This is a genomic window from Hymenobacter qilianensis, from assembly GCF_014489555.1.
In the GTDB taxonomy this organism is placed as follows: Bacteria; Bacteroidota; Bacteroidia; order Cytophagales; family Hymenobacteraceae; genus Hymenobacter; species Hymenobacter qilianensis.
Genome location: NZ_CP060784.1, coordinates 783,616 through 797,972 on the forward strand (window position 1 = coordinate 783,616; position 14,357 = coordinate 797,972).

Sequence of the window (14,357 nt, forward strand, 5' to 3'; positions counted from 1 at the left end):
TGTGAGATTACTCTCTACTTTATCCAAATTGCTGCTTTCGGGTGCAGCGCTGCTAGCAACGGCCCCCGAGGGTCACGCTCAAAGCGCGGACCGCAAGACCGGCATTAGCCTTTACGGCAGCACCCTGCAATACCACGGCGACCTGGGCTCGGAGTGGTTCAAGTCCAACAAGATCGAGTACGGCGGAGGCATCACCCTCTCCCGGTACCTGACGCCGGGCCTGGACATCGGCCTGTCGGCCAACTACGGGGACATGAAGTTCTCGACCAAGACGCTCAAGCCCATTGAGGATTTGGCCCCCGCCATCCGGCGCTTCGACGCGAACGTGACCACGATTGGGGTGCCCATCAAGTTCAAGCTCAACAACGGTTGGGCCCTGAAAGAGGACGCCATCTTTGCCCCCTACCTGAGCTTAGCGCCGGGCTTGATGATTGCCTCCTCGGATAAGTTCATCAACACGGGCACCGGGGGCGAAACCTTCCAGGGCAACAAAGACCACTACGCGGCGTATTTGCACGGCGCGGCCGGTATCGCCCTGAACTTCTCGCCCTCCTTCGGCATCTTCGTGCAGACCGGCCAGATCTATGCCCTGACCAACACGATTGACAACGTGGATAAAGGCGACCTGAATGACCGCTATCTGCAACATTCTGCGGGTGTTACGTTCAACTTCGGCCGAGCCAAGGATGAGGACAGTGATGGCATTGCCGACCGCAAAGACAAGTGCCCCGGCACGCCCAGCGGCGTAGCCGTGGATGCGAATGGCTGCCCGATAGACAGTGACGGCGATGGTGTGCCGGATTATCAGGATAAATGTCCGGCTGAAAAAGGACTACCCGCCCTCGAAGGCTGCCCAGACCGTGATGGCGACGGCATCCGCGACGCCGACGACAAATGCCCCGATACAGCCGGCAAAGCCGAGCTGCAAGGCTGCCCCGATGCTGACAGCGACGGCGTAACCGACGCCGACGACAAATGCCCCGATACGCCGGCCAATGTGAAAGTAGATGCCACCGGCTGCCCGCTCGACACCGACGGTGACGGTGTGCCTGACTTCCAGGACCGCTGCCCTAACTCGGCTGGCCCTGCCACCAACCGAGGCTGCCCGGAGATTAAGGTTGAAACCAAAAAGCGCCTCGAAGCTGCCACCAAGTTCATCCAGTTTGAGTTGAACAAGGCAGTTCTCAAGCCTAGCTCTTACCCTACGCTCGAAGATTTGGTGAAGGTGCTCAATGAGTACCCCGACTATATCCTGAGCATAGCCGGCCATACCGACAGCCAGGGTAGCGACGCTTACAACCTAAAGCTTTCCGATGACCGCGCTGCCGCTGCCCGCACCTACATGCTGACAAAAGGCATTCCTGCGGAGCGAATTGAATCGCGTGGCTATGGTGAAAGCAAGCCTATCACCACGAATGCCACCGCTGCCGGCCGCGCCCTTAACCGCCGCGTCGAGTTCGACCTCGTTTTGCCGGAAGAAGCCAACGAAACTCCCAAGCCTGAAGGCGAACAGAAATAGCCCCCAGGTAGTAGTTATTAAAAGCGGCAAGCCATATTGGCTTGCCGCTTTTTTTGCTTTTAGAACGTCAAGCTCCCCTCCTTACCAAGGAGGGGACGCCGTGCCGGAGGCGCGGCTGGGGTGGTTGCGCTCGTTGCTGATGTTGTTTGGTTGTCAAGCCTTTTCTATACAGCCAACACAACCCAACGGCGCGGACGCCGAGACGCAAAGTATTGCGTCTCTACATCGTTCTGGCACTTGCTGTCCAATCTTGTTCATTCCCCATTTCAATACTGAACACTTTGTCCAAGAATGGACACTTTTTTGAATGTGCTAATTTGATTTTGTTAGCATAAACTATTCATTATCAAATAAATAGATTAATGGCATAGCACTTGGCTATCTAGGTAGAAAACCACCTCATTTCTATCTAAAAATGGACAGAGCTATTTCTCCCGCCACGCAAACCAAGCGCCGTCGCCGCACCTGGCTGCTGGCTGGCCTCGTGGTGCTGGGGGTAGTTGTGGTGCTGGTGGCCTTTCGGGGCGTACTCAAGCCGAGCATCAACCGCCAGGATATTCTCACTACCACCGTCGAAGTTGGCGATGTGGAGGCGGCCCTGACAGCCACGGGATTCGTGATTCCGGGCCGGGAGGCGGTGATAACCAGCCCCATTCAATCGACGGTGCGCCGGGTAGTAGTGCCGGTGGGCAGCGCACTTAAGCCCGGCCAGACTATTCTGGAGCTGGATAAGGAGTTAACCAGCAGCGAGCTGGCCAAACTACAGGACGGGCAGCTGCAAAACCGGAATAAAAGCACCCAGCTGAACCTGACCATGGAGCGCACCCTGAACGACCTGCAAAGTCAGGCGCAGGTGCAGCAAGTGAAGATTCGGAGCCAGGAATCGACACTCCGCGACGAGGAGCACTTGCTGAAAATCGGGAGCGGCACGGCCGAGAGTGTGCGGCAGGCCGAGCTGAACCTACACTTAGCCAAGCTGGAGCTGAAGCGCCTCCAGGACCAGATTCGCAATCAGCGCCAGGCCAACGCCGCCGACACCCGCGAGCTAGGCTTCACCATGCAGATTCAGGACCGCAACATCACGGAGCTAGCCCGCAAGCTGGGCCAGGCCGATATAAGCGCCCAGCAGCCCGGCGTGCTGACGTGGGTAAACGAAGACATCGGGGCCACCGTGAACCAGGGCGACGTTCTGGCCCGCGTGGCCGACCTGAGCAGCTTTCGGGTGCGCGCCACCATTGCCGATGCCTACGCCGAGGCCCTGCACGTGGGCGACCCGGTGATAGTACGGGTAAACGATACCGATTTGCGCGGCAGCATCAGCGCCGTGAGTCCGGCCGTGGACAAGGGCGTGGTAACCTTTTACGCCAAGCTCGACGACGAAGACCACCCATTATTGCGCTCCAACCTGCGCGTGGATGTGTATGTGGTAACCAAATCGCACAAAAAGACGCTGCGCGTCAAGAACGGTCCTTTCTACCAGGGCGGCACTGAGCAGGCGGTATTTGTGGTGCGCGATGGTAAAGCCGAGCGGCGCACCGTCAGCTTCGGCGACAGCAATTTCGACTTCGTGCAGGTAACCAACGGCCTGCAACCCGGTGACGAGATTATCCTGACCGATATGAAAGACCACGCCGAAACCCGCGAGCTAACCATCAAGCAATAACGCGCCATGCTACGCTCAAAAAAGCCCCCCAGAGCACTATACAAAGGTTTGCGCGCTGTTGGCGCCGCCTTGCTTCTGGCTTTTGCTCCAGCCGTCCATGCCCAGCAGCAGCTCAGCCTTCCGCAGGTAATTGAGCTGGCCCTCGACCAATCGGCGGTGGCCCAGCAGGCCCAGACGAGCCGCGAAACCAGCTACTGGCGCTGGCGCACTTACCGCGCGGCCTACATGCCCCAGCTGTCGTTGCAAGGCACTATTCCTGATTTCAGCCGGGTTATCGCGCCGGTTATTCAGCCCGACGGCACCACCGATTTCCGGGCCGTGCGCATCAACAATTCCACCCTGGCCGTGACGATGAGCCAGAACATCGGGCTCACTGGGGGCAAATTTTCGTCAGCTCCGATGTGCAGCGCTTCGATGACTTCGACCGCAATCAGCGCCGCTACAACACCACGCCTGCCATCATCGGTCTTTCTCAGCCCATCGGTGGCTACAACCGGCTGTACTGGGCCCGCCGCATTGAGCCGCTCCGCTACGAGGAGTCGCAGCGGCAGTTTGTAGCCCAGCGCGAAAACATTGCCCAGCGCATTACGGAGCTGTATTTTGACGTGTTGCAGCAGCAGGTAAATGCCGAAGTAGCAGGCCAGAACGTGCGGGCTAATGAGGAAATGTTGCGCATGGGCAAGGAGCGCTACCAGCTTGGCCGCCTGTCGCAGAACGATTTGTTGCAGCTCGAAGTAAACCTGCTCACGGCCCGCCGCAATCAGGGCCAGGCCGTGCTGGATGCCCAAAATGCGGCTCTGGAGCTACAGAACTACACCAGCATTGGCGGCACGGCGGTTTCGCTGCAAGTGCCCCCGCCACCTGCTCAACTCGTGGTGGCACCTGATAAAGCACTGAACCTGGCCCGCCAAAACCGCAGCGAAATGCTCACCTACCAGCGCCAGCTGCTGCAAGCCGACAGCAGCGTGGCTGGGCCAAAGGCACCACCGGCCTGCAAGCCAGCCTGACCGCCAACCTGGGCTACGTAAACCGCGCCGACCGCTTCCTCGACAGCTACCAGGACCCTCTGAATCAGCAGCAGGTACGGCTGGCTTTCTCGATGCCGCTGGTGGATTGGGGCCGGCAGAAATCCATTATCAAAACCGCCCAGCTCACGCGCCAGCAGGTGCAGCGCAACGTGCAGCAAAGCCAGGCTACCTTCGAGCAGACGGTACTCTCGCAAGCCGCCCAGCTGAGTACGCTAAGCGAGCAGCTGGCCCTGGCCGCCCGCGCCGACACGCTGGCCCAACGCCGCTACGACATTGCCCGCGCCACCTACCAGGTTGGCCGCTACAGCCTTACTGATCTGAACATTGCCTTGTCGGAAAAGGACCAGGCCAAGCGGGCCTACATCGTGGCGCTGCGGGCAGGCTGGATAGCTTACTACCGTCTGCGCGCCCTGACTTTGTATGACTTCGAACGCCAGCAACCCTTGATTGCGGGCAAGTAAAAAAAAGGCGGTCATGCAGAGGCGGAGCCGAAGCATCTCGCTCGCGGTAGTAGAAGTAGTAATCCAGCATCAGCCCACGAGATGCTTCGCTACTGCTCTGCATGACAAACGCTTTAGGCTCATTTTCCTCTGAAACGACACTTCATTCTCTTCAATCATGAACGCTACTACCACTCAGCCTCACTCTGCCTCGCCATCCTCCACTTTTGCCACCGCGCCGCCCATGATTAAGCTCACCGACATCGAGAAAGTATACCAGACCAAAACCATCGAAACGGTGGCCCTGAACCGCGTGAACCTGAGCATCAACAAGGGCGAGTTTGTGTCGGTGATGGGGCCATCGGGCTGCGGTAAGTCTACGCTGCTCAGCATCATCGGGCTGCTGGATGAGCCCACAGGGGGCCTTTTGGAGCTGGATGGGCGGCCGGTGAAGTCATACTCTGATAAGGAGCTGGCGCATTTGCGCAACCAGAAAATTGGCTTCGTTTTCCAAAGCTATCATCTGATCAATGACCTCTCGGTGCTGGACAATGTGGAGCTGCCCTTGCTGTACCGCGCCGGCGTGGGGGGCAAAGAGCGGCGGCAGCGCGCCCATGCTGCCCTCGATAAAGTGGGATTGAGCGCCCGTACCACGCACTTTCCCAGCCAGCTTTCCGGCGGGCAGCGCCAGCGCGTGGCCATTGCCCGCGCCCTGGCCGGCCGTCCCGAAATCATTCTGGCCGACGAGCCCACCGGCAACCTCGACTCGGTGATGGGTGAGGAAATAATGGACCTGCTCCTTACCCTGAATCGGGAGGAGGGCACCACCATTGTGATGGTAACCCACGACGAGCATCAGGCCCTGAAAACAGAGCGTCTGATCCGCTTTTTCGACGGCAGCCAGGTACAGTAAGTGGTGAATTTGTGAGTGGTGAAATGGTGAGTTTGTCGTCTGACTCATGCAAAATTTCATCACTCACTAAATCTCAAATTCACCATTTCACCACCTCACAATTTCACCTTTATTCCCATGCTTCTCTCCTATCTAAAAATCGCCTGGAAGGTCTTGCTGCGGCGCAAGTTTTTCACCTTCATCAGTCTGTTTGGTATCAGCTTTACGCTGATGGTACTGCTGGTGATAGTAGCCATGTCCGACAATGCCCAAGGGGCTCACGCGCCCGAGTCGCGCATCAAGCGCATGGCGTTTATCACTTTTATAAGCCAGCGCTTCAAGGATGGGGGGCAAATGAACACCCCACCCAGCCCCTACTTTCTGGATAAGTATGTGCGCCCGATGAAGACGCCCGAAAAAATGACTTTTTATTCGATGTTTCATGCTACGCCCAGCTACGTCGGCAACAAGAAGCTGGAGCTCGACCTGAAGTTTACCGACAACTTTTTTTGGGAGATCTTCGATTTCAACTTCCTCGAAGGCAAGCCCTACAATGCCAACGACCTGCGCGACGCCAACCGCGTGGTGGTTATTTCGCAAACTACGGCCCGCGAATACTTTGGGGTAGATAAGGGCGTGGTGGGCCGCACCATTGAAGTAGACCAGACGAAGTTTCGGGTGATTGGCGTGGTGAGTGATGTGCCGGTGCTGCGCTTTAATTCTTACGCCGAAGTGTGGGCCCCCATGACTACCACCAAGGCCGACATTCGCAATCCGGCGCTGGGGGGCGAATATTTCGCGGCGCTACTGGCCCCGGAAGGCACCGACCTGGCAGCCATCGACGCGGAGTATCAGCAAGTGATAAAACACGTTGCCAATCCGAACCCCGATGTAAAGGGAATTTATACCCACGCGGATGGCCTGCTGGCCACGTTCACCCGCCAGCTGTTTGGGCAGGGCGAATCGGAATCGGACCAGACTACGCTCTTCTATTTTATAGCTTTTGGCCTGGCGCTGCTGTTCATGTCGCTACCGGCCCTGAATCTGGTGAATATCAACCTAAGCCGCATCATGGAGCGCAGCTCCGAAATTGGGGTCCGCAAGGCTTTTGGAGCCACCAGCACCACGCTGGTGGGGCAGTTTCTGATCGAAAACATCTTCCTGACCTTACTTGGCGCGCTGGTCGGGCTCTTGCTGGCTTACGGCGCTCTGGAGCTGATCAGCGGCTCCAGCTTTATTCCCTACGCCCAACTCACGCTCAACCTGCGCGTGTTTGCCTGGGCCCTACTAGCCGCCGTGTTTTTCGGAGTGCTGTCGGGGGTGTATCCGGCCTTCAAAATGTCGAGGGTGCAGCCCATTCAAGCCCTGAAGGGCGGCACGAACTAATCGAACTTCCCTAGCCTCTTTATCCCATGATACGTCATCTGTTTACTCTGATCTGGAATCGCAAGCGGTCTAATCTGCTGCTGATTGTGGAAATCGTGCTGTCCTTTTTTGTGCTCTTTGTAGTGAGCAGCCTGCTGGTGTATAACGTGTATAACTATCGCCAGCCCATGGGCTTCGACTACCAGAATGTGTGGGAAATCAACCTCAACCCCGGTGCCGACACTACCGCCTACAATCAGAAGCTGCAGCTTACCATGCAGCGCTTAAAAGCAACTAAAGGGGTGATTGGCGTGACCAAAACGAGCTCAAATACGCCCTTCTCCTTCAGCACGATGAACGGCGCTTATTCTTACAAAGGCAAACAGATGCCTTACAACGATAATTTCGACGCCGACGACGATTTTCGGGACGTGATGAAGCTCAAGGTAGTGGAAGGCCGCTGGTTCGACCACCGCGACGCGGCCAGCACGCGCACGCCTATTGTTATCAACACGGCGCTCAAAAACGCTGCGTTTCCCAATGAAAAAGCAGTAGGCCAGATATTTACCGACGAGAAAGGCGAGAAGGAATGGCAGGTAGTAGGTGTAATAGCCGGCTACCGCGCCGCCAGCGACTTTACCGAGGACGCGCCCCTCAGCTTTCGCCGCCGCGCCCTGGATTACGACATGACGAAGAAAGCCTCGAGCTACGAGTTGCCCGTACTGCTGCTGCGTGTGCAGCCCGGCAGCGGGGCCATGCTGGAGAAGCAGCTGATCAAGGAAATCAGCAACGTGACCAAGGGCTGGTCGGTGACGGTAAACTCCTTGGAGCAAAACCGTGTGGCGAAGCTGAAATTCGTGCTGACGCCCCTTATCGTGCTTGGGCTGGTGTGCGGCTTCCTGATTCTGAACGTGGCGCTGGGCCTGTTTGGGGTGCTGTGGTACAACATCAACCAGCGCAAAGCCGAGATTGGTCTGCGGCGGGCGCTGGGAGCCACCGGGGCCGGCATTGGGGGGCAATTTTTGGGCGAAATGCTGGTTGTCACCACCTTGGGCGTGGTGCTGGGCCTGGGTCTGGCGATGCAGTTTCCATTGCTGGGTGTGTTTGGAGTCGCTTCGGGCGTTTATTTGCAGGCCATGCTGCTGGCCACGCTCATCATCTTCGCGCTCACTGCCATTTGCGCCTGGCAGCCCAGCCGCATCGCAGCCGGTATTCAGCCCGCCGTATCGTTGCGCGAGGAATAAAGATTTCGCTTGCAGCCGGCGTGTGCCGCTGGCTCCGCAAAATGGTTTGGCAACCTCGTCGCTTTCAACTTTCCGCCCGAACCTCGTTCTTCGCCTTTCTGCGCTATGATTCTGATTATTGACGACGATGTGGCCGTGCGCACCTCGTTGGGTTTGTTGCTGAAGCAGGCTGGCTACCAGGCTAAAGGAGTGGCCACACCCGCTGAGGCCCTGCAAAGCCTGCAGGAATCGCAGCCCCAGCTGATGCTCATGGATATGAACTTCTCGCTCGACACGAGCGGGCAGGATGGGCTTGCCTTGCTGGGGCTGGCCCAGAAAATTGCCCCCCAGGTGCCCGTTATCCTCATCACGGGCTGGGGTTCCATTTCGCTAGCCGTGGAAGGCATCAAGGCAGGCGCGGCGGAATTTGTTACGAAGCCCTGGAATAATGAGGCCCTGCTCCAGACTATTCGCACGATTCTGAGCCTTCAGGATGCGCCAGCAAAAGAGGATACGCTCAGCCGCCGAGAGCTGGACAAGCGCTACGATTTTGCTAACATCGTCGGCACCGATCCGCAACTCTTGCACTTGTTGCGCAGCGTGGGCCAGGTAGCCGCCACCGATGCTTCGGTGCTGATAGAAGGCGAAAGCGGCACGGGCAAGGAGCTGATTGCCGAAGCCATTCACCGCAACAGCCACCGCCGCGACAAAGCTTTCGTGAAAGTGAATCTGGGGGGCATTTCGGCTTCGTTGTTCGAAAGTGAGATGTTTGGGCACCGCCGGGGGGCTTTTACCGATGCCAAAGCCGACCGTGTGGGCCGCTTTGAGTTAGCCAATAAAGGCACCATCTTCCTGGACGAAATCGGCGAGCTGGACCTAAGCAGTCAGGTAAAACTGCTGCGCGTGCTGCAAGACCGCACCTACGAAGTACTCGGCGACAGTCGCCCCCGCACCCTCGATATCCGCGTGATTTGCGCCACCAACCGCAACCTAGCCGAGTTGGTGCGCGAGGGCCGCTTCCGCGAGGACTTATTCTACCGCATCAACCTCATTACCGTGCGTCTGCCGGCCCTGCGCGAGCGCCCCGATGATATTCCGCTGCTGGTCAACTTCTTCGTGCAAAACCTGCGCACCACCTACCACCGCCCGGCGCTCCGCGTGAGTACGGCTGCCCTGCACTGGCTGCGCACCCTACCTCTGGCCGGCAACATCAGGGAGCTAAAAAACCTGGTAGAAAGAGCCGTATTGGTAAGCGGCAAAGACGAGCTAGGGCCCGAAGATTTCCAGGCGCACTTCCAAAAAATACCCCCAGAAGCCCGGAGGGCACCGATTTGCCCCCCGTCGGCACCATGACCCTCGACGAGCTGGAGTCGCAAATGATCCGCAAATCCATGGAGCACTACAGCGGCAACGTGAGCCGCGTAGCCAAAGCCCTGGGCCTGAGCCGAGGTGCTCTATACCGCCGCCTGGAGAAGTTCGGAATTCCCTTTGATGCCGCAGAGAAGTGAAGGATTAGAGATTAAATGCTAGTTCTCCTTAGCTGAGGTGGTATTAAAGGTGCTTGGCAAATGTTGAATAACTCGCGTTTGTCATGTAGAGCGCAGCTGAGACGGGGGTGGTTGAGGACGTTGCTGATATTGTTTAACGGGAACGGGTATATAGAACGTCATGCAGAGCGGAGCGAAGCATCTCGCGTGTTTAGTTGAGTTACCATTGCAACATCAGCATGCGAGATGCTCCGCTCCGCTCTGCATGACCGCCTTTAATGTCGTTCAACCAAACAACATCAGCAACGTCCTCAACCACCCCCGTCTCAGCTGCGCTTCGACATCCCCTCCTCGTCTGAGGAGGGGAGCTTCGTTCTGATTGCCTATTTCTCTAGCTTGGCGCTCTATTTTCTGTCTCTTCTATGACCCTGCGCGTCAAATTCCTGCTCTTTGTTGTCATCATTCACGGGGTTTTGATTGCGCTGGCCGCGCAGTATATCCGCACTAATACCGAGCTGTTTCTGGCCACGGAGGTGCTGCTCATTGTTTCAATCGTTCTTACCACGCAGCTGTACCGCGGCTTTGTGCGGCCTTTTCAGCTGATTGCGGCCGGTACCGAGGCCATTCGGGCCAAAGATTTCTCCATGAAATTTGTGCCCGTAGGCCAGCGCGAAATGGACCAGCTCATTGATGTATACAACCACATGATCGACGAGTTGCGGCAGGAACGCGTGGCCCAGCACGAGAAAAGCTTTCTGCTCGAACGCCTGATTCAGGCCTCACCGGCGGGCATTCTGATTCTGGATTTCGATGGCCGGATAGAAGCCGCAAACCCCGCCGCCGAGCGCTTTTTGGGGCTCCCAACCCATGAGCTACTCAGCCAGCGCCCCGCCGCGCTGCCCGGCGACTGGGGGGCTTTTTTAAGCCAGCTAAAGCCGGATGAGCCCCAGGTAATTCAGCTTTCGGGCATGCAGACTTACCGGGCCTCCACGGCGCACTTTCTGGACCGAGGCTTTACGCGCTACTTTATTTTGCTGGAAGAGTTGACCCAGGCGCTCATTCGGCAGGAGAAGCAGGCCTACGAAAAGCTGATTCGGATGATGAGCCACGAAATCAACAACTCCATCGGGGCCATAAACTCTATTCTGCAAAGCTTCCACCATTACGCCCCCCAGCTAGCCCCCACCGACCGCCCCGATTTTCGCGAGGCCTTGGACGTTTCCATTGCTCGCAATACACACTTGGCCAACTTCATTGCCAGCTTTGCCAACCTCGTGCGCCTGCCCGTGCCCACCCGCCGCCCCTGCGACATGCACGAGCTGCTGCGCGATATTCACCGCCTCATGCAGGTGCCCAGCGAGCGGCGCCACGTAACCTGGCACTGGGATTTGGCCCCGGAGCCGCTCCGCGCCGACCTCGACGCCCAACAGCTTGAGCAGGTACTCATCAACATCACCAAAAACGCCCTCGAATCCATCGGCGAGAACGGCAACATCACCGTCCGCACCCGCCTGAATCCGCCGCTCCTGCAAATAGAGGACGACGGCCCCGGCATCGCACCGGAGGTGCAGCGGCGCCTATTCACCCCATTTTTCAGCACCAAGCGCGACGGCCAGGGCATCGGCCTGACCATGATTCGGGATATCCTGCTCCAGCACGGGTTCCGCTTCAGCCTAGAAACTATTGCGGAAGGGCGAACGGTGTTTAGCGTGTGGCTTTGAGGCTGAACGAGGGCCTCACCCCCTACCGTCCATACTGCTCCGCCAGGGCTATTACCCGTGCGGCACGCACCTGGTCGCCGGTGTCGGTGGCGGCTTGGTAGAGGCGCTGTAGCGTCATCAGGTTGGTGCCTATTTCCTGCTCAAACAAAGCCTGCTCGTCGTGGGTGCGATAGTAAGCCAGGGCCTGCTCCGTGCGGCTGGTGAGCGTATCCATTATCTCCTCAGCGCGAGGCTTTTCGCCGGCTGCGGCCAGCGGCGCTACCAGCTCGGGTGTGTAGAGGTCGTAGGGAATGGCAGCGTCGGGCATTACCTGGAGGCAGCGCAGAGCCACTTCTTTCGCTTTCGATAGCTCACCGGCCCGCAGGTATGCTTGGGCCAGCTGGCCGAATTTGTCACGGTATTGGGCCAGCGTACGGCGGTTGATTTCGTCGTAGAACACATCTGGGTTATTCAGGCTGCGATACGCGAATTTGTTCATCAGCGAATCATACGTGAGCTGGCGGGCCACGTAGCCCACACGCTGGGGCTTGGGATCGGGGTTGCGGCAGGGTAGAATGCGATAGGCCATGCCCTCCAGCTGTAAGTAAGGCTCCAGGCCCATGCCCTCTTGCTGGGCCACGGCATTAGCAAAATACACCGGCCGCTGCCAGTCGTTGGTGGCCAGAATATCCATAATCACCAGCTTGCTCTTGTCCAGATATTGCTTGCCCACGCTCCACTCCATACGGTCGACCAGCTGGCTTTCCCGCTCCTTCGGAATGATGCCGAGGCGCTTGATTTTATCCTTGTCGATGGGCAGGTAAAACTGGTCGGAGGGGTACGAGAGCAGTTCCTGGCCGCTTTGGGTCTGTACTTGCAGCAGGGGGCTATTTTCCCGCAGCAGCTGCATAAACTCCTGCACGTTCACGGCCGGCACCGCGGGGTTGGCTACGTAAGGCAAATAGTCGTTGGTACCCGATTGGTAGCTGGTTTGGGGCAAGGCTAGGGCCACCGGGGCCGAGTCGTAGCTTTGGCGCCGCAGCTGCCCGATATGCCAATCGGTGGGCAGATATTGAAGCACGGCAATGCGCACGTCGCGGCGGATGCCTTCTACCTCCTGGGCGTACCAGAGCGGGAAAGTGTCGTTGTCGGCGAAGGTGATGAGAATGGCATTGGGGGCGCAGGAATTGAGCAGGTTGTGAGCCGAATCGGCGGCACTGTAGCGGCCGGAGCGGTCGTGGTCGTTCCAGCCTTCCACGGCCATAATGCCCGGCACCAAAAAGCCCCCCACCATGGCCGTTGCCACCCGTAAGTTGGGGGTACGCAGCAGATAACGCAGTACTTCGTGCAGCCCCAGTACGCCCAAGCCAATCCAGATGGCAAACGCGTAGAAAGAGCCGACAAACGTATAATCGCGCTCCCGCGGCTCGATGGGCGGTTGGTTCAGATAGAGCACAATAGCCACGCCCGTCAGGCCAAACAGCAGCCCGAGTACTAAGGCTTTGCGTCCGTCGCGGCGCACTTGGTACACAAGTCCCAGACCGCCCAGCAGCAAGGGCAGCAGCAGGAAATTATTGCGGGCTTTATTGTCGGCCAGAAGCTGGGGTAAGCCGTTTTTGGTGGAAGTGGGCCATACTACGCCGGCTTGCTGCACGTCGCTTTCGCGGCCCACGAAGTTCCAGAGGAAGTAGCGCCAGTACATATGGCCCAGCTGGTATTGCAGCAGAAAGCTCAGGTTTTGGGCCATCGAAGGCTTCACTTCCGGCTGCACATCAACCCACTTTTGGTACTCGCTTACATGACCGGGACGGTTGCTGTACAGGCGCGGCAGCAAGGTTTTATCCTCTGAGGCGTACACGTTCTCAATACGCCGCTCCAGAACGACGTATTTGTCGCCCTCGCGAACGTAGCGCGGCGCACCTTCAATCTGATCAACGGGCTGGGCATCGAACTGCGGGCCATAAAGCAAGGGCCGGTCGCCGTACTGCTCGCGCTTGAGGTAGCTCACAAAGGAGAGCACATCGTCGGGCTTGTTCTCGTCGATGGTGGGGTTGAAGCTTGAGCGAATCGGCACAATCAGGTACGAGGAGTAGCCAATCAGAATAAACACGAAAGCCAGCATACCGGTATGGAGAAGCTGGTTTTGCGTGCGATTTGCGTAGCGAAATCCAAACCCAATCAGGGCCGCAAAAACCGCCAGGAAAATCAGCAGGCCGGAGTTGAACGGCAGGCCGACGGAGTTCACAAAAAACACTTCAAAATCGCCGGCCAGGGAGGGCAAGCCGGGAATCACACCGACCAAAATGCCCCCAGAATGGCTCCGCTCACCACCAGCGTCAGCAACCCGCCTTGCCAGGTAGGCCGGGCGCTGCGGCGGAAATAATAGATAAACCCCAGCGCCGGCAGGGCCAGCAAATTGAGCAGATGCACGCCAATGGACAGCCCCACCGCGTACGCTATCAGAATAAGCCACCGGTCGGAGTAGGGCTCGTGGGCGCGGGCTTCCCACTTCAGCATGGCCCACACCACGAAGGCCGTGCAAAGCGTGGACATGGCGTATACCTCGGCTTCGGTAGCATTATACCAGAATGAATCGGAGAAGGTAAAGGCCAGCGCCCCCACAGCGCCTGCCCCAGAATCAGCATTTTCTCACTGAATGACGGCTCCGTGCTGGGTGCCTTGCTTTGCACCAGTTTGCGCGCCAGCAGCGTGATTGTCCAGAACAGAAACAGCACCGTAAAGGCGCTGCTCACAGCCGAAACTCCATTTATAAGGCCTGCTACCAAGGTAGTATCACCAAAGGAAAACAACGAAAACACCCGGCCCAGCAGCAAAAACAACGGTGCGCCGGGCGGGTGCGGCACCAGCAAATGATGGGCGCTGGCAATGAATTCGCCCGCATCCCAGAAGCTGGCCGTGGGCTCCAACGTAAGCACATATACCGTGAGGGCGCTGGCAAAGAGCAGCCAGCCAAGCAGGTTATTCGTCCGTTGAAAATTCATAGGCTGGGGGCTTTTTTAAGGGAAGGTTTGGGAAAGAT

General features: G+C 58.0%; 11 protein-coding genes and 1 pseudogene. 10 read left to right on the forward strand and 2 right to left on the reverse strand.

The genetic code is table 11. From position 1 onward, the window contains the following. Position 1: 1 nt before the first annotated feature. From H9L05_RS25780 to H9L05_RS03620, 10 genes are all read left to right on the forward strand, one after another. Entirely contained in the window at positions 2 to 1,519 is a 1,518-nt protein-coding gene (locus tag H9L05_RS25780; RefSeq protein ID WP_308422022.1) for an OmpA family protein, read from the forward strand. A 415-nt stretch (positions 1,520 to 1,934) separates the two neighbouring features. After that, on the forward strand, positions 1,935 to 3,182 hold the full coding sequence (locus H9L05_RS03585) for an efflux RND transporter periplasmic adaptor subunit (RefSeq protein ID WP_187733060.1): 1,248 nt from the start codon (positions 1,935 to 1,937) through the stop codon (positions 3,180 to 3,182). A gap of 401 nt (positions 3,183 to 3,583) precedes the next feature. Next, positions 3,584 to 4,189, forward strand: coding sequence for a TolC family protein (locus H9L05_RS03590; RefSeq protein ID WP_187733061.1), 606 nt, complete (start codon positions 3,584 to 3,586; stop codon positions 4,187 to 4,189). 8 nt (positions 4,190 to 4,197) lie between these two features. Further along, positions 4,198 to 4,671 carry a TolC family protein gene (locus tag H9L05_RS03595; RefSeq protein WP_223284895.1) on the forward strand — a complete coding sequence of 158 codons (474 nt, stop codon included), beginning with the start codon at positions 4,198 to 4,200 and terminating at the stop codon, positions 4,669 to 4,671. Between the two features lie 223 nt (positions 4,672 to 4,894). Then, on the forward strand, positions 4,895 to 5,563 hold the full coding sequence (locus tag H9L05_RS03600) for an ABC transporter ATP-binding protein (protein ID WP_187734171.1): 669 nt from the start codon (positions 4,895 to 4,897) through the stop codon (positions 5,561 to 5,563). 117 nt (positions 5,564 to 5,680) lie between these two features. Continuing rightward, on the forward strand, positions 5,681 to 6,928 hold the full coding sequence (locus tag H9L05_RS03605) for an ABC transporter permease (RefSeq protein WP_187733062.1): 1,248 nt from the start codon (positions 5,681 to 5,683) through the stop codon (positions 6,926 to 6,928). Positions 6,929 to 6,954: 26 nt separating this feature from the next. Next, the gene (locus tag H9L05_RS03610) at positions 6,955 to 8,151 is read left to right on the forward strand and encodes an FtsX-like permease family protein (protein WP_187733063.1); all 1,197 of its coding nucleotides are present in this window, start codon (positions 6,955 to 6,957) and stop codon (positions 8,149 to 8,151) included. Positions 8,152 to 8,256: 105 nt separating this feature from the next. Beyond that, a complete protein-coding gene (locus tag H9L05_RS03615) occupies positions 8,257 to 9,483 on the forward strand; it encodes a sigma-54-dependent transcriptional regulator (protein ID WP_317175095.1) in 1,227 nt (408 codons plus the stop codon). After that, positions 9,480 to 9,638: a helix-turn-helix domain-containing protein gene (locus H9L05_RS25785; protein WP_317175096.1), complete on the forward strand. Its 159-nt coding sequence runs from the start codon at positions 9,480 to 9,482 to the stop codon at positions 9,636 to 9,638. Before H9L05_RS03615 ends, H9L05_RS25785 begins: the two co-directional genes overlap by 4 nt. Before the next feature lie 401 nt (positions 9,639 to 10,039). Further along, positions 10,040 to 11,338: a sensor histidine kinase gene (locus H9L05_RS03620; RefSeq protein ID WP_187733064.1), complete on the forward strand. Its 1,299-nt coding sequence runs from the start codon at positions 10,040 to 10,042 to the stop codon at positions 11,336 to 11,338. A gap of 22 nt (positions 11,339 to 11,360) precedes the next feature. Here H9L05_RS03620 and H9L05_RS03625 read toward each other — a convergent pair whose 3' ends face one another. Continuing rightward, the gene (locus tag H9L05_RS03625; RefSeq protein WP_187733065.1) at positions 11,361 to 13,610 is read right to left on the reverse strand and encodes a DUF2723 domain-containing protein; all 2,250 of its coding nucleotides are present in this window, start codon (positions 13,608 to 13,610) and stop codon (positions 11,361 to 11,363) included. After that, positions 13,607 to 14,319, reverse strand: a pseudogene (locus H9L05_RS03635) (glycosyltransferase family 117 protein). The gene H9L05_RS03625 and the pseudogene H9L05_RS03635 overlap by 4 nt, the downstream one beginning before the upstream one ends. Positions 14,320 to 14,357: the final 38 nt, after the last annotated feature.